General features: G+C 59.2%; 26 protein-coding genes. 12 read left to right on the forward strand and 14 right to left on the reverse strand.

Annotated elements, in window-relative coordinates; genetic code table 11:
- Positions 1 to 92: 92 nt before the first annotated feature.
- From rpsO to ACR0BD_RS01825, 3 genes are all read right to left on the reverse strand, one after another.
- Entirely contained in the window at positions 93 to 362 is a 270-nt protein-coding gene (rpsO, locus tag ACR0BD_RS01815; protein WP_170329634.1) for a 30S ribosomal protein S15, read from the reverse strand.
- Between the two features lie 145 nt (positions 363 to 507).
- Entirely contained in the window at positions 508 to 1,521 is a 1,014-nt protein-coding gene (locus ACR0BD_RS01820; RefSeq protein ID WP_480828550.1) for a calcium-binding protein, read from the reverse strand.
- Positions 1,522 to 1,615: 94 nt separating this feature from the next.
- Positions 1,616 to 2,119, reverse strand: coding sequence for a DUF1643 domain-containing protein (locus ACR0BD_RS01825; RefSeq protein WP_480828551.1), 504 nt, complete (start codon positions 2,117 to 2,119; stop codon positions 1,616 to 1,618).
- Between the two features lie 96 nt (positions 2,120 to 2,215).
- On the opposite strand from ACR0BD_RS01825, the gene ACR0BD_RS01830 reads away from it, so the two are divergent.
- Positions 2,216 to 2,371, forward strand: a complete 156-nt coding sequence (locus tag ACR0BD_RS01830) for a hypothetical protein (protein WP_480695570.1) — start codon at positions 2,216 to 2,218, stop codon at positions 2,369 to 2,371.
- On the opposite strand, the gene truB is transcribed toward ACR0BD_RS01830, so the two are convergent.
- The 3 genes from truB to rbfA are packed head-to-tail and all read right to left on the reverse strand — an operon-like array spanning position 2,364 to position 4,459.
- Complete coding sequence (truB, locus tag ACR0BD_RS01835) at positions 2,364 to 3,269, reverse strand: tRNA pseudouridine(55) synthase TruB (RefSeq protein ID WP_480828552.1); 906 nt, start codon at positions 3,267 to 3,269, stop codon at positions 2,364 to 2,366. The two genes, ACR0BD_RS01830 and truB, sit on opposite strands and share 8 nt — an antisense overlap.
- 54 nt (positions 3,270 to 3,323) lie before the next feature.
- Positions 3,324 to 4,067 carry a phosphodiester glycosidase family protein gene (locus ACR0BD_RS01840; RefSeq protein WP_480828553.1) on the reverse strand — a complete coding sequence of 248 codons (744 nt, stop codon included), beginning with the start codon at positions 4,065 to 4,067 and terminating at the stop codon, positions 3,324 to 3,326.
- On the reverse strand, positions 4,064 to 4,459 hold the full coding sequence (gene rbfA, locus ACR0BD_RS01845) for a 30S ribosome-binding factor RbfA (RefSeq protein WP_170379347.1): 396 nt from the start codon (positions 4,457 to 4,459) through the stop codon (positions 4,064 to 4,066). The genes ACR0BD_RS01840 and rbfA overlap by 4 nt, the downstream gene beginning before the upstream one ends.
- A 91-nt stretch (positions 4,460 to 4,550) precedes the next feature.
- On the opposite strand from rbfA, the gene dapB reads away from it, so the two are divergent.
- Both dapB and ACR0BD_RS01855 read left to right on the forward strand, forming a co-directional pair.
- On the forward strand, positions 4,551 to 5,360 hold the full coding sequence (gene dapB / locus ACR0BD_RS01850) for a 4-hydroxy-tetrahydrodipicolinate reductase (RefSeq protein ID WP_480828555.1): 810 nt from the start codon (positions 4,551 to 4,553) through the stop codon (positions 5,358 to 5,360).
- 38 nt (positions 5,361 to 5,398) lie between these two features.
- Positions 5,399 to 6,082, forward strand: a complete 684-nt coding sequence (locus tag ACR0BD_RS01855; RefSeq protein WP_480828557.1) for a DUF2306 domain-containing protein — start codon at positions 5,399 to 5,401, stop codon at positions 6,080 to 6,082.
- On the opposite strand, the gene ACR0BD_RS01860 is transcribed toward ACR0BD_RS01855, so the two are convergent.
- From ACR0BD_RS01860 to tmpA, 3 genes are read right to left on the reverse strand one after another with little or no spacing between them, the layout of a single operon-like run.
- Positions 6,069 to 6,737 carry an ureidoglycolate lyase gene (locus tag ACR0BD_RS01860; protein WP_480828558.1) on the reverse strand — a complete coding sequence of 223 codons (669 nt, stop codon included), beginning with the start codon at positions 6,735 to 6,737 and terminating at the stop codon, positions 6,069 to 6,071. The genes ACR0BD_RS01855 and ACR0BD_RS01860 overlap by 14 nt on opposite strands.
- Positions 6,734 to 7,324, reverse strand: coding sequence for a (R)-1-hydroxy-2-trimethylaminoethylphosphonate oxygenase (gene tmpB, locus ACR0BD_RS01865; RefSeq protein WP_480828560.1), 591 nt, complete (start codon positions 7,322 to 7,324; stop codon positions 6,734 to 6,736). Before tmpB ends, ACR0BD_RS01860 begins: the two co-directional genes overlap by 4 nt.
- Positions 7,321 to 8,457: a 2-trimethylaminoethylphosphonate dioxygenase gene (gene tmpA, locus ACR0BD_RS01870; protein ID WP_480828561.1), complete on the reverse strand. Its 1,137-nt coding sequence runs from the start codon at positions 8,455 to 8,457 to the stop codon at positions 7,321 to 7,323. Before tmpA ends, tmpB begins: the two co-directional genes overlap by 4 nt.
- Positions 8,458 to 8,556: 99 nt before the next feature.
- Here tmpA and ACR0BD_RS01875 point away from each other — a divergent pair, with 99 nt between their 5' ends.
- Entirely contained in the window at positions 8,557 to 9,414 is an 858-nt protein-coding gene (locus tag ACR0BD_RS01875; RefSeq protein WP_480828563.1) for a LysR family transcriptional regulator, read from the forward strand.
- A gap of 2 nt (positions 9,415 to 9,416) precedes the next feature.
- Here the strand turns inward: ACR0BD_RS01875 and ACR0BD_RS01880 are convergent, their stop codons facing one another.
- Complete coding sequence (locus ACR0BD_RS01880; protein WP_480695552.1) at positions 9,417 to 9,599, reverse strand: DUF1674 domain-containing protein; 183 nt, start codon at positions 9,597 to 9,599, stop codon at positions 9,417 to 9,419.
- An 89-nt stretch (positions 9,600 to 9,688) separates the two neighbouring features.
- On the opposite strand from ACR0BD_RS01880, the gene ACR0BD_RS01885 reads away from it, so the two are divergent.
- The 7 genes from ACR0BD_RS01885 to ACR0BD_RS01915 all read left to right on the forward strand — a co-directional run bounded on the left by ACR0BD_RS01885 (position 9,689) and on the right by ACR0BD_RS01915 (position 18,148).
- Entirely contained in the window at positions 9,689 to 10,945 is a 1,257-nt protein-coding gene (locus ACR0BD_RS01885) for an RsmB/NOP family class I SAM-dependent RNA methyltransferase (protein WP_480828566.1), read from the forward strand.
- 89 nt (positions 10,946 to 11,034) lie between these two features.
- On the forward strand, positions 11,035 to 12,774 hold the full coding sequence (locus ACR0BD_RS01890) for a heparinase II/III family protein (protein WP_480828568.1): 1,740 nt from the start codon (positions 11,035 to 11,037) through the stop codon (positions 12,772 to 12,774).
- Between the two features lie 22 nt (positions 12,775 to 12,796).
- The gene (gene purH, locus ACR0BD_RS01895; protein WP_480828569.1) at positions 12,797 to 14,386 is read left to right on the forward strand and encodes a bifunctional phosphoribosylaminoimidazolecarboxamide formyltransferase/IMP cyclohydrolase; all 1,590 of its coding nucleotides are present in this window, start codon (positions 12,797 to 12,799) and stop codon (positions 14,384 to 14,386) included.
- A complete protein-coding gene (lspA, locus tag ACR0BD_RS01900) occupies positions 14,386 to 14,856 on the forward strand; it encodes a signal peptidase II (RefSeq protein ID WP_480695544.1) in 471 nt (156 codons plus the stop codon). The genes purH and lspA overlap by 1 nt, the downstream gene beginning before the upstream one ends.
- Positions 14,857 to 14,906: 50 nt before the next feature.
- Positions 14,907 to 15,425 (forward strand): DUF3035 domain-containing protein, encoded by a 519-nt coding sequence (locus ACR0BD_RS01905; protein WP_480828571.1) that lies wholly within the window; start codon positions 14,907 to 14,909, stop codon positions 15,423 to 15,425.
- An 81-nt stretch (positions 15,426 to 15,506) separates the two neighbouring features.
- Complete coding sequence (locus ACR0BD_RS01910; protein WP_480695540.1) at positions 15,507 to 16,847, forward strand: M16 family metallopeptidase; 1,341 nt, start codon at positions 15,507 to 15,509, stop codon at positions 16,845 to 16,847.
- Positions 16,844 to 18,148, forward strand: a complete 1,305-nt coding sequence (locus ACR0BD_RS01915) for a M16 family metallopeptidase (RefSeq protein ID WP_480828573.1) — start codon at positions 16,844 to 16,846, stop codon at positions 18,146 to 18,148. The genes ACR0BD_RS01910 and ACR0BD_RS01915 overlap by 4 nt, the downstream gene beginning before the upstream one ends.
- Before the next feature lie 3 nt (positions 18,149 to 18,151).
- On the opposite strand, the gene ACR0BD_RS01920 is transcribed toward ACR0BD_RS01915, so the two are convergent.
- The 4 genes from ACR0BD_RS01920 to deoC form a co-directional block, all read right to left on the reverse strand.
- Positions 18,152 to 18,883, reverse strand: coding sequence for a cyclic nucleotide-binding domain-containing protein (locus tag ACR0BD_RS01920; RefSeq protein WP_480695536.1), 732 nt, complete (start codon positions 18,881 to 18,883; stop codon positions 18,152 to 18,154).
- An 86-nt stretch (positions 18,884 to 18,969) separates the two neighbouring features.
- On the reverse strand, positions 18,970 to 19,785 hold the full coding sequence (locus tag ACR0BD_RS01925) for an SDR family oxidoreductase (protein ID WP_480828575.1): 816 nt from the start codon (positions 19,783 to 19,785) through the stop codon (positions 18,970 to 18,972).
- A gap of 25 nt (positions 19,786 to 19,810) precedes the next feature.
- Positions 19,811 to 22,144, reverse strand: coding sequence for an aldehyde dehydrogenase family protein (locus ACR0BD_RS01930; protein WP_480828577.1), 2,334 nt, complete (start codon positions 22,142 to 22,144; stop codon positions 19,811 to 19,813).
- A gap of 10 nt (positions 22,145 to 22,154) precedes the next feature.
- Positions 22,155 to 23,153, reverse strand: a complete 999-nt coding sequence (deoC, locus tag ACR0BD_RS01935; protein ID WP_480828578.1) for a deoxyribose-phosphate aldolase — start codon at positions 23,151 to 23,153, stop codon at positions 22,155 to 22,157.
- A gap of 200 nt (positions 23,154 to 23,353) precedes the next feature.
- On the opposite strand from deoC, the gene ACR0BD_RS01940 reads away from it, so the two are divergent.
- The gene (locus tag ACR0BD_RS01940) at positions 23,354 to 24,307 is read left to right on the forward strand and encodes a metal ABC transporter solute-binding protein, Zn/Mn family (RefSeq protein ID WP_480828579.1); all 954 of its coding nucleotides are present in this window, start codon (positions 23,354 to 23,356) and stop codon (positions 24,305 to 24,307) included.
- The last annotated feature ends 1 nt before the right edge of the window (position 24,308 follow it).

Here is a 24,308-nt window from a genome sequence, read left to right on the forward strand (position 1 = left end):
GTGGCGAGGCGCGCCTGATGAAATGAAAACGCCCACCAAGCGGCGGGCGTTTCACCGGATCAGACCGGGTTCATTCGGAACGCAGAAAGCGATTAACGGCGGATGCCCAGCTTTTTGATCAGGTCCTGATAGCGTGCTTCTTCTTTGCCCTTCAGGTAGTCCAGCAGCTTACGGCGTTGGGCGACCATTTTCAGCAGACCGCGACGACCGTGGTTGTCTTTCTTGTGGGTCTTGAAGTGCTCGGTCAGGGTGTTGATGCGCGAGGTCAGGATGGCAACCTGAACTTCGGGCGAACCGGTGTCGCCTTCTTTGGTTGCGAATTCTTGCATGACGCGTGCTTTTTCAGCGGCAGTGATCGACATCGGGGTCTCCTTTACAAGGTTAGAGGTGATGGCGCAGGCCGGGATGTCGTCCAGCACAGGCCCATGGAGAAAACCGCACCGATTCCGATGCGGATGGGCGCATATAGGCGCTTTTTTCTGGAATGGCAAAAGGAATCTGCCGCGGTCAGCCCAAGGCAGATAACTGGGCCAGATCGCTTTGGGCAATCAATTGAATGTCTTCTGCCGTCAGCCCTTCGGCCCCTAGTAACTGCGCGACGGTCTGACCATCAACCAAAACATTCGTCAGGTTGTCATTCTTGGCATCCGCTTCGATCTGAATGTCTGCTTTGTCTTCGCCTTCCCAAGCGATCATCAGCTTGTCTTGCCCGGGTTGAAAGTCCATCACGGTGACGGCCTCATCATCCGACTCCGCCGAGACAGCAATGCTGTCATCGCCTGCACCGCCGGTCACGATATCTCCGCCCTCGGCCAGAATGGTATCGTCACCCGCCCCGCCGTTCAGGAAATCCACTTCGTCACCATTTTCACCGTCTTGTCCGATCAGGACATCGTCACCGTCGCCGCCAAACAGCGTATCTTGTCCCGCGCCGCCGGACAGGTGATCGTCGCCAAAGCCACCATGCAGCGCGTCATCTCCGGCCTCGCCCGCCAATGTGTCAGCGTCCTGCCCACCGTACAGAACATCATCGCCTTCACCGCCTTGCAGGTTGTCGGCACCGAAGTGACCGTACAGCGCGTCCTCGCCTTCGCCTCCGCTCAGCAGGTCATCGCCATCCTCGCCATGCAGCGTGTCATCGCCTTGGCCACCGATCAGTGTGTCGTCACCTGTACCGCCATAAATGGAGTCGTCCCCCATACCGCCGAAGACCGTATCGTCATCGTCATACCCGTTGATCTGATCATTCCCGTCGTGACCGGTCAGGATGTCCTCGCCGTCGCTGCCAGCGACAATCAGGTCGCCATCAAACTCTGAAATCACAGTGCCGGTTGAAGCCTTGGTTTCTTCGGGATCAGGGGGATTTTCGCTGATTTCAAGCAGGTTCCCATGTGATGTCTCTTCGACCTCACCTTCGACGATCTCATCGTCTTCCGGCTCTTCGTCGAGCTCAAAAAGATCGCTTATGGCGTAAGCCGTACCGCCAACGGCCACGAGGCTGAACAATCCGATCAGAAACATCTAACCCTCCGAATGCGCACGGCGTTGAGGGTGATTTATCTCATTTGGTCAAGCGGTTGGTCAAAGCCAGGTTGGGCTTTTGGTTAACCTTTCGTCACCAGGGCACTGGCTGTTGAGTGTAGGCAATATAAAGCGGATGTTTGGGATGACCGGCCTGCGTCAGCCCCAGATGGAACAGCGGCTGGCCGGTGCCCCGCAGCAGGGTTTCAACCGCAGGCCCTCGGTCCAGATGTGCGCCGTGGGTGCCCCATGCGGCGATGACCTGATCGGCCCATTGAACGCCCTCGAGAATAGCCGCGTCATTTGCGGGACCCACCGGATCGGTGGCGGCGCGCATCTTGCGCGGGTCGGTGTCGCGCCAAGCAAAGATATTGGTCACCTGAAACGCGCCAAACCCCAGCGCCCGTGCACGGCGTTCGCAGCGTTCGACCGTGGGGTCGTTCTGAACCTCGGTCGCGGTGGAGGGGTTCAGCATCACAAACAACGCCTTGCGCCCGTCCGGGTCCCAGACCCGGGTCAGGCTATAGCGATACTTTTCGCAATCGGAATAGACGGCGGTCGAGGGCGCGTCGCCCTTGGTATGCGTTCGGGTGATCATACTAAGTTTATCCAATTCTCATTTTGATACCACTATATGTGGATTTTGTTCTCGTTTTGTGCCAATGTGGATTTAGTGATTCCATAGGAGACTGACATGCCAGCGAAAAAGCAATCGGGCAACAAAACTTCAACTTTGGCTTCAAAAGTGCTTTCGGGCAAAAAGAAGCCGACGCAAAGGGAAATCAAGTCTTTAGCAGCTTCTGTGCTGTCTCAGGACGAAACCAAAGGAAAGCGCAGGTCTTCTAGGTGACGAACACCCGGCTGGGATGCAGTTCGCCGGATTTATAGATGCCCACGGCCACAGCTTTGCCGTCCAGTGAGGCCCATGCCTCGTCGCCATATTCCACATCCGAGGCCAGCACCATGCCCGGATTGCCATTGCGCAGGCGGGTGGCGCCTTCGGGGGTGCATTTCAACTCGGGCAGGTCTGCGAGGCCGGTTTCCAGCGGGTGCAGATACTCGTCCAGCGCCTCGGTTTTGGCCATCTCGTCGATCTGTTCGATGCTCAGCCCATCTTCGACCTCAAACGGGCCGGACCAGATGCGGCGCAGCTCTTTCACATGGCCGTGGCATCCCAGCGCCGCGCCCAGATCGCGGGCGATGGAGCGGACATAGCCGCCTTTGCCGCAGGTCATCTCAAGCACCACGTGATCGGCGTCGGGGCGGTCGACAAGGATCAGTTCCTCAACCCATAGCGGGCGGGCGGACAGTTCCACATCCTCGCCGTCGCGGGCCAGTTTATAGGCGCGCTGGCCGTCGATCTTCACGGCCGAGAACTTGGGTGGCACCTGCATGATGTCGCCCAGAAACGGGGTCAGCGCCTGTTTGATGTCGTCATCTGATGGACGCGCATCGCTGGAGGCGATCACCTCGCCCTCGGCATCGTCGGTATTGGTGGCCTGACCCAGACGCACGGTGAAGGTGTAAGCCTTCAGAGCGTCGGTGATATAAGGAACGGTCTTGGTCGCCTCACCCAGCGCAACGGCCAAAACGCCGGTTGCCTCGGGGTCCAGAGTGCCCGCATGGCCCGCCTTTTTCGCATCCATGGCCCAACGCACTTTGTTGACCAAGGAGGTCGAGGTCATGCCCGCAGGCTTGTCCACCACCAGCCAACCGGAAATATCGCGGCCCTTGCGTTTGCGTCCCATATCACACCTTGATTCATGCTAAGGCGCGCGGGGTAGCGGATCACATGGGCGCTGTCAATTTACGGGTGCGCTTTCGACCACTCCCACGATCGGCCCCAGCGAGAACCCGATATCCGAGCGTCCCCCGGCCCGGTGATACATGCGTGAGATATTGCCGTCGAAGAACAGCGCATTGGGTGTTTTCAGCACGTCCCGAAACAGGCTGCCGAATTCGTGGAAAGTGACGTAATCCTCGGAAATCGCGAACACCGCGCGGGTGCCATCATCGCTGGTGCCCACGCCGTTGCGCACGAAAAGAGAGGTCGAGTCGGGTAGAAAGCGCGGGTGCAGCTCTCCGTCGATCACCAGCATGGGGCCGGATTGGGTGGCAAAGCGGCAGTCGGGGGCCTGATCCACATAGTCGAGCGTTTCGAATACATCGGCGCGACCGTCGCGGATGCAGAACACGCCATTGGGCAGCAGGCCGAAATTGCCGGGGCCGGGGTTGGCGATGACGCGCATCTGCTCCTGCCCGTCCTCGACGTAGTGACCCACGGGCGAGCGGTCGTCGTGATACATGCCCGCATTCATCGCAAAGGCCAGACGTTCGCCACCGGGGGCCAGCGCCTCATTCACTGACGAGAAATGCCCCAGAAGGTCGCCATTGTCGTCGTTCAGAAACAGGCGCAGGTCTTCGCTGGCGGCGTCCACCTCGCAAACGGTATAGCGCTTGTCCTCATGCGTGACCTTTTCACAGGTCACCGCGCCAGCCTGCGCGGCCCAGAGGAGCGCGCATAATGTGGCCAGCGTGCGGATCACTCGTCCAGATCGCGGCGCACCGCGTCCTGTTCGAACATGCGGCGGGTGTCGTCCAGACGGTCGAACGTATCATCCAGTCGGAACCGCAGATCGGGCGAGAATTTCAGGTTCAGCTTCTTGCCGATCATGCGGCGCAGCTCACCCTTGTTGCGGGCCAGCAGGTCGATCACGTCCTCCTGCCCCTTTCCGCCCAAGGGCAGCACATAGGCGGTGGCGATCTTCAGATCGGGCGAGGTGCGCACCTCACCCACGGTGATTGACATGCGGTTCAGGTCGGGGTCGTGGACATCTCCGCGCGCCAGAACCTCGGACAGGGTGCGGCGGATCAGTTCGCCGACGCGCAGCTGTCGTTGGGACGGGCCGGGGCCATCGTGGAATTTGTTCTTTGCCATGACTTCGATCTAAGCCCAAATCCCACCTTTGCCAAGCGGGCGCGAACCGGGTAGGAGGCTTTGAGCCGACTAACGCGAAAGGACCAGCACAATGACCCATATTCCGGGGATCGTCATCACAGGGGCTTCGGGCCGTATGGGGCAGATGCTGATCAAGACCGTGACCGACAGCGATCAGGCGCGTCTGGTCGGCGTGGTCGAGCGCAAGGGTCATGACTGGATCGGTCAGGATGTCGGTTCGGCCATGGGCGGTCCCGCGCTGGGCGTTACCGTGACAGACGACCCGCTTGAGGCATTTGCGCAGGCGCAGGCCGTGATAGACTTCACCGCGCCCGAAGCGACGCTGGAATTCGCGGCACTGGCCGCGCAGGCACGTTGCGTGCACGTGATCGGAACCACCGGCATGACGGATGAACAGATTGCCGCGCTGGAACCTGCCGCGCGCCATGCGGTGATCGTGCGGGCGGGCAACATGAGCCTTGGGGTCAACCTGCTGGTGCAACTGACCAAAAAGGTCGCCGCCGCGCTGGATGAGGATTTCGATATCGAAATCATCGAAGGCCACCACCACCACAAGGTCGACGCGCCCTCGGGCACGGCCTTGATGCTGGGCGAAGCTGCCGCCGAAGGGCGTGGCGTCAATCTGGCGGATGTGTCCGACAGGGCGCGCGACGGCATCACTGGGGCGCGTCAACGGGGCAATATCGGCTTCCACGCCATTCGCGGCGGAGACATCGTGGGCGAACATGACGTGCTGTTCGCCGCACCGGGTGAGCGCATTGTGCTGCGCCATCTGGCCACCGACCGCGCCATTTTTGCCCGGGGCGCGCTGAAAGCGGCGCTGTGGGGGCAGGGCACAGCGCCGGGTCAGTATGACATGGTGGATGTGCTGGGCCTCTGAGCCATAGACGCGGAGACCAAAGGCGCTAGGGTCAGCTTATGCGGACCGTAAAACCTCATGTGTTGTTGGGGCTGATGCTGGCAGTGTTCTATCTGACACTGCTGCCCTTCGTGGTGCATGGTTTTACAATGATTGGTGTTGGGCTGTCCGAAGATGCAGCCCAGCAAAGCTATTTGTTTGCAGAAGGGCAACGCGTCGGCAATTTGGCGTTGCTGGTGCATGTTTTCGCCGGGACCGTGTTGGTTGCGCTTGTCCCTTTGCAAATGCTACCAAACTTGCGGCGGAGATTTACCGGTTTCCATCGTATGCTGGGCCGAATGCTTGTCACACTTGCGTTGATCACGGGTTTGGCCGGAATGACCTATATCCCCCTGCGCGGTACGATCGGTGGGCCGACCATGTCGGCCGCTTTTTTCCTTTATGGTCTTTGCCTGTTTACCGCTGCGCTGATGGTGGCCCGCATGGCGTTGAACAAAGACCGTGCGGGCCATTGGGTTTGGGGCCTTCGCCTGTTCTGGCTGGCGCTGGGATCGTGGCTTTACCGGGTGCACTACACGATTTGGTATCTTCTGACAGGCGGGCTGGGGTCCGAACCCGATTTCTCGGGCCCGTTTGATCTGGTGCAGAACTTTGCGTTCTTTGTACCCTATCTGCTGGCCGTTCAGATCTGGATCGCGCGCCAGAGCTCCGCACATGGCGGGGCTCTGCCTACACGTCCTTGATCTTGTCCGCGCGCAATGGGCAGGCGAGATAGACTCCGAATTCCTTGCCGATATCGGCACTGACCCGTGCGTGAACCGCGCCCTGGCGGTCTAGAAACCGTTGTTCGTCCTGGACCGGGAAAATCCCCTCGTGCCAGATGCCGGGGTGGATATAGAGACCGCGTGAGCCATCACACCAAAACGCCACCACCTTTTCCGGTGTCAGGTTGTCGCCGGGCAACGCGGCGGGGATGATGAAGGGCTTGTTGTCCAGCGGCCAGAACATCTGCCCGCCATCCGGGTGATAGTTCATGTGCCACAGCAAAAACTGATCACGCGCAGCGGTCTGCCGGTCGGCCTGCGCCTTTTGCGGATCGGTAGACCAACCCAGAACGTAGTGACCCCCAACCGCTTCGTTTCGACCATAGAGCACATCGCCCTTCCATTCGCCATGAAAGGTGCCCTCAACCCAACCGCCTTCGTCCCCTGTGCCCTCGTCGATGGGCCGCCAGCCCTGTTGCGGCCAGCGGGTGATTTCGATCTCGAACCCTTCGGGATCATCGACCAGACAGCCATAGCCTTTGACCGTCTCGTCAGTGGCTCGGATCAGCGGGACCTCGTGCCAGGGCAGAGACGGTTTGGTGCTGGCTTCAAAGATATATTCTGGTGCGTTCATGCAGCCCCCATGTGCTTATCGACCATGCGCTGTACCATTGGCGCGAAGTGGGTAAAGTCAGGGGTCTGCATATCCGGGCGCTTGCCTGCCTCGTCCAGATAGCGGACCTGAATGATCTCTTTGAGGTTCGGGTTCTCTTCAAACTCGGCCACCTCCGCAGGGCTCATGGGCCCACCCTGCAATTCCAGAGTGTGGACCGAGGCGGCGGACAAGCGATTGAAATATTCCGGCTTGGTCGCACACAGATACCGTTTGGCCGCAACATGATAACGGCAGCAATCGGTAATGACTGAGGGGAAGAATTGCTGCAGCACCTCGGCCCCCGCATCTTCGTGGTGCCGGTCCTCGGTGTCGTGGGGGTGATAGGTGCCGAACTCGGACGTGAAGTGGCCGATATCGTGAAGCAAGGCACCCACGATGATTTCTTCGGGCATGCCGTTCTGTTCGGCAATCGTGGCCCCTTGCAGCATATGTTCGGCCATTGTCACGGGCTCACCCAGATATTCCTCACCGCCACGGCGCGCAAAGATATCACCGATAAATGCCACGATATTGTCGCGGGTCAGGGTCGAGAAATCGGGCTTCATTCTGCGGCCTCCGGTGTGGTCATCTCCATCGCTGCCAAAGTTGACAGCAAGCCGTCCTTGTCAGCGTAGCATCCCTGCAACCAACGTGATCCTGCACCGGAGTATCCCAGCCTTGCATGCAACACACGGGTGTTGTCGACGATAAAGCTTTCGCCCGGCTCAAGCTTGAAGGAAACACCCATTTCAGGGTCGTCGATATAGGCCGCCAACTGACGATAGGCAGCATAGTAGGCCTCCATCTTATCAAAGGGAATGTCGACCAGAGGCGCTGTTGATCGGTTGTTGAAGCGGATGGCGATCAACTCACCGTCTGGCGACAGTTCGATAATCGGACGCCTTGAGCGCAGGCAAACTCCATCTGAACCTTTATATTCGAAACGGGCCGGATATCCTGCCAGCAAAGCAAAACCTTCAGGGTTATCCGTGCGCAGGCGTTCAACCGCACGGAAACCATCCACGACGATCGAGTCACCTCCTTCCGCGCTGTTTTCAAGGCAGTAGAGAATTTGCAGCGTTGGTACCGGGTCGCGATAGGGGTTGTCCGTATGCGCCTGTAAACCCAAGCCCGTATAAGCAAGGTTGGTCGGGTTCACCTCGGTGCGGACTTCGAAGTAGGGGCCGTAATTGGTCTCGCGGACATAACCGAACAGATCGGCCACTTGCAGCAGTGACTCCGGTTCTTTCGGGCCGCCGGTCAATTTGGCAAAGCCAAATTCGGCCACAGCCGCCAGCCAGTTGCGTTTGACGGCAGGATCGGTCTGCACCCGAGTCCAGTCTGCGCTGGGCGCATCAATATCGTTCTGCCACGTGGTAATGCCGGGGGCCGTGCGTCCGAAATCGGCTGAGTGGTCGTGGTCGTACCGATGGGCGGCCAGCCAATGGGCGGGGAAGGTGACTGTCTTGTTCTCGGGTTGGAACGTGATCTGCAAATCGCCATCCGCGACCTCTACCGCGCTGATCGTGACCTGTTCGGGCAGATCGCCGATGGTGATCAGTCGCTGACCGTTGCCCGGTGCGCGCGTTTCCGGGTCCAGCGCGTTGTCACGCAACCAAATGGCATGAAAGCGAGATCTGGAACCGTCGGTGAATTCGACCATCAAGACGGACGCATCAATAGCGGCTTGGCGCAGCATGGGGCATCTCCTGTTCGGCGCGAGCTTTGATTGAGCTGATACGCCGTTCATGGCATTACGACAATTAATCCTTATTACGACTGAGGCTTGGAATTACTTATGGCTAAGAAAAAGATCGGATTGCCCCCGTTGGATTGGTTGCGTGTTTTCGAGGCTGCCGGTCGTCTGGGCGGATTTTCGGCGGCTGCTCGTGAATTCGGCTTAACGCAGGCCGCGGTCAGCCAGCGTATCGGGAACCTCGAGGCATGGTTGGGCCGATCCTTGTTTGTGCGCGAGGCGCGCGGTGTGTCCTTGACGGTTGAAGGCGAAAGCTACCTGCCGCTTGTGCAGGACAGTTTGCAGGCGTTAGAGCGCAACACCGAAGATTTATTCGGGAAATCCCCACGCGAATTGCGGGTAGCGGGGCTGTCGTCGAATATTCACGCGTTGGTCGTGCCTGCGATCACACGGTTTCAGCAGATGCGTCCGAAAGTCCGAGTTCTGACAGATTCGGTTGCCCGCAGGTCGTCGCTGGATGAAGAGCGGACGTGGCTGCAAATCCGTTATGGACGCGGGGCGTGGCCGGGACGTGAGGCAGAGTTAATTGCGCCCGAAGTTCTGGTTCCGATGGCCGCCCCGGGGATCGAATGGGGTGACGCGGTCATTGAGTTGCGTGGGGAAAGACCCGGTTGGCGCGACTGGTCCCGCAAGGTTGGGTTAACCGAGGTTTTGCCGTCAAAGATCAGCTTTGATTCGATGGAGCATGCTATTTCAGCCGCGCGACAGGGCATTGGGGTGGCGCTGTGTTCTGTGCCATTGGCGGGCGCCGATCTGCGCGCGGGGCGTTTACAAAGACTGGACTTGCCGGAATTGGAAACAAAGGACGGCTATTGGCTGACATGGCCCGAAGAACGGTCGAAATCCAAAAAGCAACGCGCTCTTATTGGCGATTTCCTGCAAGCACTCAGGGAGTGTTAGGGTCAAAAGTCGATTGCGATGCCCTTTTTCTCCCAATCACCATACCGGGCCGGATCAGGGCCGTCTCGGCCACCCAGCTCTTTGGGCAGCTCTTTCGCCTCGGCCGCGGCCTTGCGACGACGTTCTTCGGCTTCGGCCAGAGCACGCTGTGCTGCAGGGGGCAGGTCTTTGCGATCGTCAGTCATGACACTGGGTTCCTTTCCGTGCATCTGCTTGATATACGCCCCCGTCCGCGATTGGCAATGCGGGCGAGGGTCACAGCAAAGGCGGTTCCATGTCTGACAATGCAACAGCGGCACGACGCAGCGCGATATATCTGCTGGATCAGATTCTGGGCGAGGGGCGGCTGTTATCCGAATGCCTTGCCGCCGGTGCGTTAGAGCGGCTGAACCCCGAAGACCGCGCGCGTGCGCAGCGTTTGACGCTGGAAACCCTGCGCGGATTGGAACGGGCAGATCGCCTGCTGGACAACCATCTGAACAAGTCCCCGGCGCTAACTGTGCGCAACGCGCTGCGACTGGGTGCTGTCGAGCTGTGCCATGGCGAGGCGGCGCATGGGGTGGTGAATTCCATGGTCGAGATTGTAGGACGCTCGCGCAAACATGGTCGTCTCAAGGGATTGGTCAACGCGGTGCTGCGCAAGGTTGCAGCAGAGGGTCCCGAAGCATGGCCCAAGATGCGGGTGCCACGCCTGCCCGAGTGGTTACGTGACCCTCTGACCATGGCTTGGGGGGCGGATGCCGTTGCGGGTATGGAACGGGCGCATTTTGAAGGCGCGGCATTGGATCTTTCGCTAAAACCCGGGGCCGACGGACCAGGCGAGGTGCTGCCGACCGGTTCGCACCGGGTGCGAGACGCGGGTCAGGTCTCTGCTTTGCCCGGCTATGATCGCGGCGATTGGTGGGTGCAGGACGCCGCTGCGGCATTGCCTGTGCAAGTTCTGGCGCCAAAAGCCGGAGAGAAGATCCTTGATCTCTGCGCAGCACCGGGTGGCAAGACGCTGCAACTGGCTGCGGCCAAAGCGCAGGTCACCGCATTGGATGTATCCGAGACGCGGCTGGAGCGCGTGCAGGAAAACCTGACTAGAACAGGATTGAACGCCCAAGTCATCGCTGGGGACGCGTTAGAGCATCAGGGCCAGTATGACGCTGTTTTGCTGGATGCGCCCTGTTCGGCGACGGGTACCATTCGACGCCACCCGGATTTGCCGTTTGCCAAGGACGGTTCTGAATTTGGTGAGCTGATCGCGCTGCAATCGCAGATGCTGTCTCATGCGTGGAAATTGCTGAAACCGGGGGGGCGGATGGTGTATTGTACATGCTCATTGCTGCCAGACGAAGGCGAGGTGCAGATCGAAGACGCACTGGAGCTGCATTCGGACATGCAAGTCGATCGCGCGGCACTGGATTTGGACGGTGTTGAAAAAGACTGGATCACCTCAGAAGGCGGCTTACGGCTTCGGCCCGATTACTGGGCGGATCTGGGCGGAATGGATGGCTTCTATATCGCTTGCCTGAACAAATCTTCCTGAGGCGACGCTTTTCGATGACATGACGCGCGACGCGGTTTATCGTCGGGCACATGCGCCACCAGAGCGCAGGGGGCAGAGTAACGAGCGGCATGTCGAATTCGGATAGCATGGCAAAGCGGTGGACGCGGTTTCAGAACCGTCTTTACGCGCGTCTCAGCCAACGACGTAAGGCCGTAAACGGTTTCGTCGGCGACCCCGAGCCGCGAACTGTCGGATCCTTTGCGCGCGGACGACAGCTGGTCGCCGGAAACCTTTTATTTGCAGGCTTTCTTGTCGAAGCGCAGGATACCGAGCTTTGGGATGTCACCGCGCCAAGCGCAGGTTTTGATCATGAACGGCACGGGTTTTCATGGCTGGACGATCTGGCTGCCGTGGGTGATATGCGCGCCCGGGAAAAGGCGCAGCGTTGGGTTTGGGGCTGGATCGCGGCGCATGGGCGTGGGCATGGCCCGGGGTGGGCCCCGGATCTGACAGGTCGGCGCGTTATGCGCTGGATCAACCACTCGTCCTTTCTGTTGCGTGGTCAGGACGAGAAACAAAGCCAGCAGTTCTTTCGCGCTTTGGCTCAACAGACATGGTTCCTGTCCAAACGGTGGAAAGCAGCCACGCCGGGGCTGCCCCGTTTCGAGGCTTTGGCGGGCTTGGTTCAGGCGGGTCTGGCGCTGGATGGTTTTGAGCATATGGCAGATCCGGCGCTGCGTGCGCTGGCCCGCGAATGTGACACGCAGATTGATCAAAAAGGTGGTATTCCCACGCGAAACCCCGAGGAATTGCTTGAGGTCTTTACGCTGCTTGCTTGGACGTCGGCGGCGCTCAGTGAACTGGGGCGTGGGACACCCGGTGCGCAATCCAATGCCATTAAGCGGATGGCTCCAACCCTGCGGTGCCTGCGGCACGCCGATGGCGCGTTGGCGCGGTATCATGGGGGTGGTCGCGGCGTCGAAGGCCGTTTGGATCAGGCCTTGGCGCAAAGCGGAGTCAGGCCCCAGCACGTCACCGGATTGTCGATGGGCTTTGCGCGCTTATACGCGGCACGAACCAGTGTAATCATTGATGCCAGCGCTCCGCCCAAAGGGGCCACATCCTTTAACGCACACGCTTCGACCCTGGCATTCGAGCTGACGTCCGGACGGCGGCCTTTGATTGTCAATTGTGGTTCAGGTGAAACCTTCGGGGCAGAATGGCGTCGGGCCGGGCGTGCAACCCCGTCGCATTCGACGTTATGTCTGGATGGCTATTCCAGCGCACGTTTGACCGCACCCAACGAAGGCACCGGAACCGAGGCTTTGGTTGATGCGCCAAAAGACGTTCCGAACGAATTCGAAGAGTTTTTCGACGGCACCCGGTTCATGGCGGGTCACGACGGCTATGCCAAGGTTTTTGGCCTGACGCATGCGCGTACGTTCGAGCTGCGCTTTGACGGGCGCGAACTGGTTGGCGAAGATATTCTGCTGGCTGCCGATGACAAGGCAAAACGGCAGTTCGACAAGGCGCTGAACGCCTCGAATCTGCAGGGCATCGGCTTTGATGTCCGCTTTCACCTTCATCCGGACGTGGATGCAGCGCTGGATTTGGGCGGGGCTGCGGTGTCGATGGCCCTCAAAAGCGGCGAGATATGGGTTTTCCGCCATGATGGCGTTGCGAAATTGTCCGTTGAACCAAGCGTTTATCTTGAAAAGGGTCGCCTGAAGCCCCGCGCGACAAAACAGATCGTTCTATCTGGCCGCGCAATGGAGTATGCGACGCGCATTCGGTGGACGTTGAGCAAGGCACAGGATACAGCCTATGCCGTGCGCGATGTGCACCGGGACGAGCCCGTTTTCGACTGACGCCAAAAGGACCTTTGGACCCATGACCGACCTTCACCCCGTGCGCCGCGCGCTGCTTTCCGTATCCGACAAGACCGGATTGATAGACCTCGGCAAGGCACTGGCCGAGCGCGGGGTTGAGCTGTTGTCGACCGGCGGTACGGCACGCGCGCTGCGTGATGCCGGGCTGGAGGTCAAAGACGTGAGCGAGGTCACCGGCTTCCCCGAGATGATGGATGGTCGGGTGAAAACCCTGCACCCGATGGTGCATGGCGGGTTGCTGGCGCTGCGTGACAATGACACCCATGTGGCCGCGATGAATGAACATGGCATTGGCGCGATCGACCTGCTGGTGGTGAACCTCTACCCGTTCGAGGCGACTGTGGCCAAGGGTGCCGGTTATGACGAATGCGTTGAGAATATTGACATTGGCGGCCCAGCTATGATCCGCGCCGCGTCCAAGAACCACGCCTTTGTAAACGTCGTCGTGGATGTCGAGGATTACGATGCCTTGCTGGCCGAACTGGCGGCAAATGACGGTCAGACTTCTTATGCGTTCCGGCAGAAACTGGCCCAGACGGCCTATGCGCGCACGGCGGCCTATGACAGTGCTGTATCCAACTGGATGGCAGATGCACTGTCCGCCGAGGCCCCGCGCCGCCGCGCCTTTACCGGTGAGTTGAAACAGACCCTGCGCTATGGCGAGAACAGCCATCAGACGGCGGCGTTCTACACAGATGGTACGAACCGCCCCGGCGTGGCGACTGCCGTGCAGCATCAGGGCAAAGAACTCAGCTATAACAACATCAACGACACCGACGCAGCGTTCGAACTGGTGGCCGAGTTTGACCCGGCGCAAGGCGCGGCCTGTGCGATCATCAAACACGCGAACCCCTGCGGTGTGGCGAAGGGTGCGACGCTGATCGACGCCTATAAGGCTGCGTTCGACTGCGACCGGACCTCGGCCTTTGGTGGGATCGTGGCGCTGAATCAGCCTTTGGATGCGGAAACCGCGCAGGAAATCACCGGGATTTTCACCGAGGTGGTGATTGCCCCCGGTGCCTCGGATGAGGCCAAGGCGATCTTTGCCGCCAAGAAGAACCTACGCCTGCTGACGACCGAAGGGCTGCCGGATGTGACCGCAGGCGGCAAGACCGTCCGGCAGGTGGCCGGTGGCCTGTTGGTGCAGGACAAGGACAATGGCTTTGTCGGCATGGACGATCTGAAGGTTGTCACCAAAAAGGCCCCGACCGAGGAACAGATGCGCGACCTGCTGTTTGCGTGGAAAGTAGCGAAACACGTCAAGTCCAATGCCATCGTTTACGTCAAGGATGGCGCAACCGTGGGCGTGGGTGCAGGCCAGATGAGCCGCGTGGATTCGGCCCTGATCGCGGCCAAGAAAGCCGAACGCATGGCCGACGTGCTGGGGCTGCCGCAACCTCTGACCATCGGCTCAGCCGTGGCCTCGGATGCATTCTTCCCCTTCCCCGATGGTCTGATGGAGGCTGCCGAGGCGGGCGCGACCTGTGTCATTCAACCCGGCGGCTCGATGCGCGATGATGAGGTGATCGCGGCTGCGGATGAGGCCGGGCTTGCCATGGTCTTCACCGGCATGCGCCACTTCCGCCACTGATGCGGTATCGGCTTCTGCTCTGGGCCGCACTTGTGGCGTTTGCGATCGACCAGATCAGCAAGGTTCTGGTCGTTCACGTCATGCGCGTGGCCGAGGGCGATATTGATGTGCTGCCACCCTTGCTTGTGTTCAAATACGGTGAAAATCGGGGCATCAACTTTGGCCTGTTCCAGGGTAATAGCGACGCCGCGCGCTGGGTTTTGATCGCAATCTCGCTGGCAATCGCGATAGGCGTGATGATCTGGCTTGTGCGATCCGCGCCGTCAAAAATAATGTTATTCTGCGGTGGGCTGCTGATCGGCGGTGCGCTTGGAAACGTTCTGGACCGGCTGCTTTACGGATATGTCTTGGATTTCCTGAACATGTCCTGCTGTGGCATCAACAATCCTTTTGTTTTCAACCTTGCAGATGTGTTCATTTTCGCTGGGGCCATCGGTCTCGTGATCTTTGATGGTAAAAAGCCCTCGTGACGCGCGAATTGAAATGCGATAAAAGCGCCTGAAACAGGCTGGAGACTCTGATGCGGTTGCCGCGTTCCTTCATTGCAGTGACATTAGCCTTTGCGGCTGCGGGTTGTTCCGATATCGGTCTGCGCCACCTCGAGGCGCCGGGACCGGGACCGGATGAGTTTTCGGTTCTTCCGGCTAAACCGCTGACACAGCCACAAGACTATCAGTTTCTGCCTGCCCCCACACCCGGAGGCGCGAACCTGACGGACCCGACGCCAAAAGCTGATGCAGTGGCTGCATTGGGTGGTAACCCTGCCGCACTGAACCCGAACACTGCCATCCCGTCGACGGATGCGGCCTTGGTGACGGCTTCCAGCCGCTATGGCGTTCCGGCGAATACACGGCAAACGGTCGATGCCGAAGATGCCGAGTTTCGCAGGAAACAGGGACGCCTGACGCGTCTGCGTCTGTTCAAGGTGGACCGGTATGCGCAGGTTTACCGCAAGGACGCGCTTGATGCAGAAGAACAGAACCAAGCGGCCCGTCGCGCGGGTATCGAAACGCCGTCGGCGCCCCCGGTGGATGAATAATCCTTAACTTTTCGTCATCAGTCTTGAACCTGCGCCGCGTCACCGTAGTTTGAACATCAGACAACAAACGGAGGATGCCCCATGGTTCGGGCCTTGGCACTGTCGGCTGCCCTGATCGCCGCCACCCCGGTTTTTGCCGAGGACGGTCAAGAGGCGGTCACGACCTTCACACTGGATAACGGCATGGATGTCGTAGTGGTCGAAGACCGCCGCGCCCCTGTGGTGCAGCACATGGTCTGGTATCGCGCAGGTTCTGCGGATGAGCCGGTGGGCTCGTCCGGTGTTGCGCATTTCCTGGAACATCTGCTGTTCAAAGGTACAGACACGTTGGCACCGGGTGAGTTTTCGGCCACGGTCGCGGCCAATGGCGGCAACGACAACGCCTTTACCTCGTACGATTATACTGCGTATTTCCAGCGCGTCGCCGCCGATCGGCTTGAACTGATGATGAGGATGGAAGCGGATCGCATGCGCAATATCCGCCTGTCCGAAGACGATATCGTCACGGAACGCGACGTGATCCTTGAAGAACGCAACCAGCGTACAGACAACAACCCGCGCGCTCTGTTCGGTGAACAGATGAACGCGGCGCAATATCTGAACCATCGCTACGGCGTGCCAATCATTGGATGGCGGCATGAGATGGAGACGTTGGACATGGAGGACGCGTTGTCCTTCTACCAGACCCACTATGCGCCAAATAACGCCATTCTTGTGGTAACCGGAGACGTGGACCCTGATGAGGTCAAGACGCTGGCAGAGCAATATTATGGTGTGATCCCTGCCAATCCGGACCTGCCAGAACGGATCCGGTCGCAAGAACCACCGCAAACCGCGGAACGTCGATTGACGTTCAAGGATCCACGCGTGTCGCAACCCTATGTGCAGCGCAGCTATCTGGCGCCCGAGCGCGACTCTGGCGCGCAGGAGAAAGCCGCCGCGCTATTCCTGCTGGCCGAGTTGCTGGGCGGTGGGAATACCTCTTACCTGAACGAAAAGCTGCAGTTTGAACAGCAAACCGTCGTATATGCGGGCGCGTTCTATCGGGGCGTGTCCTTGGACGACACAACCTTTGATCTTCTGGTTGTTCCGGCGCAGGGCGTGTCGCTGCAAGAAGCCGAGGACGCGATGGATCAGGCGGTTGCCGATTTCATTGCCGAAGGCGTGAATGAAGACGACCTGAACCGCATCAAAATGCAACTGCGTGCCGCGCAAACCTATGCGCGTGATAACGTGGATGGTATCGGAAACCGGTATGGCCGTGCGTTGACCAGCGGCCTGACAGTCGAGGATGTGCAGGCTTGGCCTGATGTTCTTCAGGCCGTGACCGGTGATGAGATCATCGCGGCTGCCCGCGAAGTTCTGCAACGCGAAGCATCCGTCACGGGTTGGCTGATGCGCGATGATGAGGTGACGCAATGAAACGGTTTCTGGTAACACTGATCGCTTTTGTCGTCGCTCTGCCCGCATGGGCCGAGATCGAGATCGAAGAAGTGACATCGCCGGGTGGTATCACCGCCTGGCTGGTCGAAGATCACTCAATCCCCTTCACGGCGCTTGAGCTGCGTTTCAGAGGCGGCACGTCGCTGGATGATCCGGACAAGCGCGGTGCCGTCTACCTGATGAGCGGCCTGATCGAAGAGGGCGCAGGCGATATGGATGCGCGAACCTATGCGCGCCAGTTGGAATCCCTTGCGGCCTCGTTCCGGTACAACGCGTCTGATGATACCGTTTCGGTATCTGCGCAGTTTCTGACCGAGAACCGCGATGAGGTTATAGATCTGCTGCGCACCACTTTGCACGAGCCACGGTTTGATCAAGACGCTGTAGATCGCGTCAAGGCGCAGGTGTTGTCTGGGCTTCGGTCGGACCAAACGGACCCAAATGACATCGCCGGACGCAACTTTGCGCAGATGGCCTATGGTGATCACCCTTACGGCTCCGAAGGGAAAGGCACCCTAGACAGCGTGACGGTCCTGACACGGGATGACGTTGTCACGGCATATGAGAATGTCTTTGCCAAGGACCGGCTGTATGTCGGTGCGGTCGGAGATATTACGGCCGAGGAACTGGGCGAATTGCTGGACAAGTTGCTGGCCGACCTTCCCGAAACAGGAAAACCCATTCCGGGCAAGGCCGACGTGACCATCCCCGGTGGTGTCAGCGTTGTCGATTTTGATACGCCGCAATCCGTGGCCCTGTTTGGCCATGCGGGCATTGACAGGCACGATCCGGATTTCTTTGCGGCTTTTGTCCTGAACCACATTCTGGGCGGCGGTGGTTTTGAAAGCCGATTGATGCATGAAGTTCGGGAAAAACGCGGGCTGACCTATGGCGTGGCGACTTACCTTGTGCCCAAGGATTTGGCGTCGGTTTATCTGGGGTCCGTGTCCTCTGCCAACGACAGAATCGCCGAAACCGTTGAGGTGATCCGCAACGAATGGGCGCGGGCTGCGTCCGAGGGTGTGACGCAGAAGGAACTGGATGACGCCAAAACGTATCTGACGGGCGCTTACCCGCTGCGGTTTGATGGGAATAGTCAGATCGCCGGGATCATGGTGGGTATGCAGATGGACGATCTGCCTATCGACTATATCGCCACGCGGAATGATCAGGTGAATGCGGTGACGTTGGACGACGTAAATCGCGTCGCGTCAGAGCTGCTGAACCCTGAGGGGCTTCATTTCACGATCGTTGGTAAACCCGAAGGGCTGGACGGTTAAGCCCTAGGCCGCCGCTGGCTGCTTTTGAGCCTTGAGCGTATGTTTGTTGCTGTTCAGCAGCTTTTGCCGCGCATGTCTGAAATGCGCGGCCTTCAGCGCATCATCAATATGGCGGTTGCGGCGCAGCAAACGGGCCAGTTGAATATTGTCGAACACAAGGCACTTGGTGGGCTCAGTGGCGATGACGGTTGCCGTTGCAGGTAACCCCAAACCGAAGGTGAGCTCTCCTAATATTTCGTCTGATCCGCAGGTGTTGATCACCTGGTCTTCTTTGAGAATGGTCGTCTTACCACTTAGGACAAACCCAAGAAAATCCGTGGTTTTGCCCTCTTCGATCAATATGTCCCCAGTGGGAAACTCCCGGACAGTGGCCGTGTTCAGCAGTTTTCGGGCTTGATGGGGTTTGAGGGATTCAAGGTGCAATGCAATGAACTGCCGTTCGTCGTCGGAAAAACGGACAAAGTGACGTGCAAGATAGCCGCGCATCAGTCCCAGTACCGAAATCAGAATATAGGCGAATTGTATGATTGACCCAGCGAGGTTGAACTCTTTCGCCATGCTGATCAGTACGCAACCTGCGGCGACAATGACCAACACCGGATACGCGATGCCATTGCCACGAATGAAACCCATCTGCAGTAGGAAATAGTTCAGTATGTAAAGACCGGCGCCGGTCACGCCGATCAATGTGGTCAAGTGAACGAATTCAGGAAAATCAAACGGAAAACTCAGCATGGTCGGGCGTGCCCTCGTGTTGAATGCACCCAAACTGAAGTTTTCACTTTCGATTGTATATGAACAAATTCACAGGTTAATTTGTGTTATGTGCGTGTTTTCGCCTGAGCACGCAACATCTGCCCCATCATTTGACCAAATTTGCCCGAACCGCGTTGATATAATGCCCCGTCGACAGACAAGACTGTGCCGCTGATATAACTGGCCATATCCGAGGATAGGAACAAGCAAGCATTGGCGACGTCCTGCACGGTTCCCCAGCGGCCAATTGGGACATCTGCGCGTAACTTCTCGGCTGCGTCTTCAGTCGGTGCAAGCCGACGGGCCCCTTCGGTGTTTTCGATAAATCCGGGCACGACCGAATTGATACGGATGCCTTCGACACCCCATTCCATCGACAGGGTACGGGTAATCTGGTCAACGCCAGCTTTCGCGGCGCAGACGTGGGCTTGCCCTTCGTATGGCAAAAAGGCCTGCGGGGCCGAGATGTTGATGATGCTGGCCCCGGGCCGTTTGAGATAAGGGTAGGCCCCTTTCATGACGTGGACAGTTCCCATCAGATCAATATCGACAACAGTTTTGAACGCGTTGACCGACATTTCCGAGGTCAGAGCCGGAAAGTTCCCCGCTGCACCCGAAACCAAAACGTCAAAATCGCCGAGCGCCTCGTGGAACTGTTTAAGGCCCTTAGCTACGGCCTCGGGGTCGCGTACATCAAACGCTGCACCGATGGCATCAGCGGCACCCGCAGTCTTGAGTGCGGCTACTGTGTCATCCACCTTTTCCTGAGATCGGCTGGCGACGGCCAGTTTGGCACCCGAGGCCGCAAAGGCCTCGGCGATGCCCCGGTTGATACCGCTGGTTCCGCCGATAACGATGACGGTTTGTCCTGAAAAACCCATGTGGGCCTCCCGTGATGCGGGAGCCCTACTCGCCGTAGGGCACCCAGATGTTTTTCACTTCGGTCGCAGCCTGCAGGAAGCGGCGGGAATGGTCCATGCTCCAATCGGTTGCCGTCGCGTTATTGACCCATGTGCGTTTCAGGTTCCCGGCGGACACAGCCTCGATTTCTTTCGACAGGTCGGTGGACGAGAACGACCAGACCGCATCGACGTTCAGGTGTGAGGCCAGCGGCTTTGCCAGTTCTGCGTGGCGGCCGGTCAGAATGTTGACCACGCCTGCGGGTACGTCCGAGGTTTCGAGGATCTGGTAGAAATCCGTCGCGGCCAGCGGGAAGGGTTCTGATGCGGCCAGCACCACCCGGTTTCCCATCGCAATCGCCGGGGCCAGGACCGAGACCAGACCCAGCAGCGGCGCTTCATCCGCGCACAGCGCGCCGATCACGCCTACGGGTTCCTTCATCGCAAGGGCTACTCCCCGGATTGGTACCCCGTGGACTTGACCGTCATATTTGTCGGCCCAGGCGGCGGCGGTGAACAGGCGCTGGATTGAGGTGTCCACCTCTTTTGCACCGGTCTTGCCGCCGGTCATGGCATCAATCCGCGCCGCGAACTCATCCGCACGGGCCGAGAGGTTTTCGCCGATATAATACAGGATCTGCGCGCGCAGATGGCCGGTGGTCTTGCTCCAACCTTTGGCACCTGCGGCGGCCTCAACCGCGTTGCGCACGTCCTTGCGGTTGGCAAGACCCACATGGCCCAGAAGGCCCGATTTGCCCCAGACGGGTTTCGAGTACCCGCTATCGGGCCGCGCCTGTTTGCCGCCGATATACATCTTGGCGGTGCGGTCGATTGGATCGACCGGGGCACCGTCGCCTGTCGGAACTTCGACCTTGGTCAGCGGCTTGGTCTTGCCCTTGGGTTTGGTATAGGCGGCCAGCCCTTCCCAACCGCCTTCGCGGCCAAAGCCGCTTTCGCGGACACCGCCAAAGCCGGCGGCTGCGTCGAACAGGTTGGTGGCATTCACCCAGACCACACCCGCAACCAGTTTGGGCGCGATATCCAGCGCGAGGTTCACATTCTCGGTCCAGACTGTCGCGGCCAGCCCATAACGGGTGTTGTTGGCCAGCTCGACCGCCTCAGCCGGGGTGCGGAAGGTGGACGAGACCAGAACCGGGCCAAAGATTTCCTCCTGCATCAGCGGGTCCGAGGTCTCAAGCCCCGAGATCAGCGTCGGCGGGTAGTAGCAGCCGTTTTCGGGTAGCGCGCATGCGGCCTGATAGACGTCTCCTGCGGTGTTGCTGTCGACCATGCCTTTGATCGTTTGCAACTGGACCGGGTCCACAACCGCGCCGACGTCGATGCATTTGTCCAGCGGGTCACCGATACGCAACCCATCCATCCGGGCACGCAGCTTGGCGTAGAACCGTTCGGCGATGCCCTCTTGCACCAGCAGACGCGAACCCGCGCAGCAGACCTGACCCTGATTGAACCAGATCGCATCCACCAGCCCTTCGATGGCTGAATCGATATCTGCGTCGTCGAACACGATATAGGCGGACTTACCGCCCAGCTCTAACGTCAGTTCCTTGCCCGAGCCTGCCGTTGCCTCACGGATACGCCGCCCCACGGTGGTTGATCCGGTAAAGGCGATCTTGTCCACGTCGGCAGCCACGATCATCTCACCCACCGCGCCGTCGCCGGTGACGATGTTGACCACACCCTTGGGCAGCCCGGCCTGAGAACAGATGTCAGCAAACAGCAGCGCCGTCAGCGAGGTATACTCGGCAGGTTTCAGAACCACCGTGTTCCCCATCGCCAGCGCGGGCGCGATCTTCCACGCCAGCATCAGCAGGGGGAAGTTCCACGGAATGATCTGGCCGCAGACACCCAAAGCTTGCGCGTCGGGCAGCTCACTCTCCATCAACTGTGCCATACCCGCGTGATAGTAGAAGTGCCGCTGCGCCAGAGGGATGTCGATGTCGCGCGATTCCCGGATCGGCTTGCCGTTATCCATAGTTTCCAGCACGGCAAACAGGCGCGAATGTTTCTGCAACAGCCGCGCAATGGCATAAAGGTACCGAGCACGTCCCGCGCCACCGAGTTTCTCCCACTTGGGCTGCGCCTTGCGGGCGGCGGCCACGGCAGCGTCGACGTCGGCTTGCTTGGCTTGGGTCAGCTTGGCCAGCACCTCTCCGGTCGCCGGGTTGCGGCTTTCGAACCCTTTGCCGGGCTTGGTGAACGCCCCGTCGATATAGTGACCGAACTTATCACCCTGATCGACCAGCCAGGCCAACGCCTCGGCTGCGCTTTCGGGGGCGGGGCCGTAGTCCATGGTTTCAAAAATTTCTTTGACTGTCATTGTTCTGTCCTCAGGCCATGGAGTGGCGATAACCGGCGGAATACGCGCCCGTCACATAATGTTCCAACTGCCGTTCGATATCACCCAGCAGCGAGGAGGCGCCAAAGCGGAACAGGTCCGGTTCAAGCCAGCGATTGCCCAGCTCATCCTTGATCAGCGACAGATAGACCAGTGCGTCCTTGGCCTTGGAAATCCCGCCCGCAGGCTTGTAGCCGACCCGATACCCGGTGCGGTCATAGTAATCGCGGATCGCGCGGATCATCACCAGCGATACGGGCAGGGTGGCGTTGACGCTTTCCTTGCCGGTCGAGGTCTTGATGAAATCCGCCCCCGCCATCATGCACACGACCGAGGCGCGCGCGACATTGCGCAGGCTGCCCAGCTCTCCGGTCGCCAGAATGGCTTTGACATGGGCGTCGCCACAGGCAGCGCGGAACGCCTTCATCTCATCATACAACGCCTGCCAATCGCCCGACAGCACATGACGGCGCGAGATCACGATGTCGATCTCGTCGGCCCCGGCCTTCACGCTTTCTTCGATCTCGGCCACGCGTAGATGGAAGGGTGACAGACCCGCCGGGAACCCGGTCGAGACAGCCGCCACCGGAATCCCCGTGCCTTTCAACGCCGCAACGGCGGGTTCGATCATGTCGTGATAGACACAAACTGCGCCTGTGGTGATCGGCGGCATATCCATCGCCTGCAACAGAGCGGGGGCCACAGGTTGTCGCGCTTTGGCGCACAGGCGACGCACGCGGCCCGCCGTGTCATCGCCCGACAAAGTGGTCAGGTCGATCATGGTGATCGCCTTGAGCAGCCATGCGGCCTGATAGTCTTTCTTCACCGACCGACGGCCGGGCAGGGTAGCGGCACGGCGTTCTATGGCCGATGTATTGGCCTGAACAGCGCGCACCCAATCCAGATCAAGATCCATGCCCGGGTTTCTGGGTTCGGTCACTTGCGGCAGATGCGCGGTGCGCACGGGGCTGTCTGAGCTCTGCGTTTCCATCTTCACATCCTTTGGGAGGTTTGTGCCAAAATCGCATGTGTTGCGGGTAAATGGAAGGCAATCCGGCGTCTGAAGTCCAATTTTTTTGACCAAATGGACAAAAATAAGGAACTTTCTTGCGAATAATTCTCAATAGCATTGACTTAGTTGCGAGTGGTTCGCATATTTAACGTCATGGGGATATCAGATCGGGGTCTGACATGATTCGTCGTAGCTTTCTTGCAGCGCTGGCTTTTGCCGTCGCGCTGCCCGTATCGGCTTGGGCCGGATCGCCGCTGAAAGTGGTGGCAACGACTGGTATGATTGCAGATGCCGTGCGTCAGGTCGGTGGTGATCAGGTCGAGGTCAAAGGCCTGATGGGGCCGGGTGTCGATCCACATGCCTACCGCCAGACCCGCAGCGACATCGTCGCAATGACCCGTGCGGATTTGATACTGTGGCACGGTCTGTATCTTGAAGCGCAGATGGAAGACTTCTTTCACGATCTGGGCCGTAAACGGAACGTGGTCGCCGTGGCCGAGGGGATCGACACATCCAAACTCCTTGCACATGACGATTACGCCGACAAATACGATCCGCATATTTGGATGAGCCCCGCCTTGTGGCGCGATGTGGTTGTCGAGGTGCAGAATGCCTTGACCGAGGCGCGTCCCGAAGCGGCTGATTTCTTCGCAGCCAATGCCCAGACACATTTAACCGAGATTGACCAATTGGAAGCCTATGGCAAGAAAGTGCTAGCCGCTGTTCCAGAAGACCAGCGGGTGCTTGTGACCGCGCATGATGCCTTTGGATATTTTGGTGCGGAATACGGGTATGATGTTTTGGGAATTCAGGGCATTTCGACCCAGTCCGAGGCCGGTTTGAACCGGATTGGCGAATTGGTCGATGCACTGGTCGACCAGAAGCTTGCTGCAGTGTTCGTCGAAAGCTCGGTTTCCGATCGTTCGATGCTGGCGCTGATCGAAGGGGCCGCAGCCAAGGGTCATGATGTCAGCATCGGAGGCGAGCTGTTTTCGGACGCAATGGGTGAGCCTGGCACTTATGAGGGCACATATATCGGCATGCTGGATCATAACTTCACCGTCATCGGGAGCGCTCTGGGCGCAGACGTGCCCGATCGGGGTATGAACGGTAAACTGTCGGCGGGGTTCTAAG

The sequence above is a fragment of the Ruegeria sp. G5 genome (assembly GCF_056533365.1).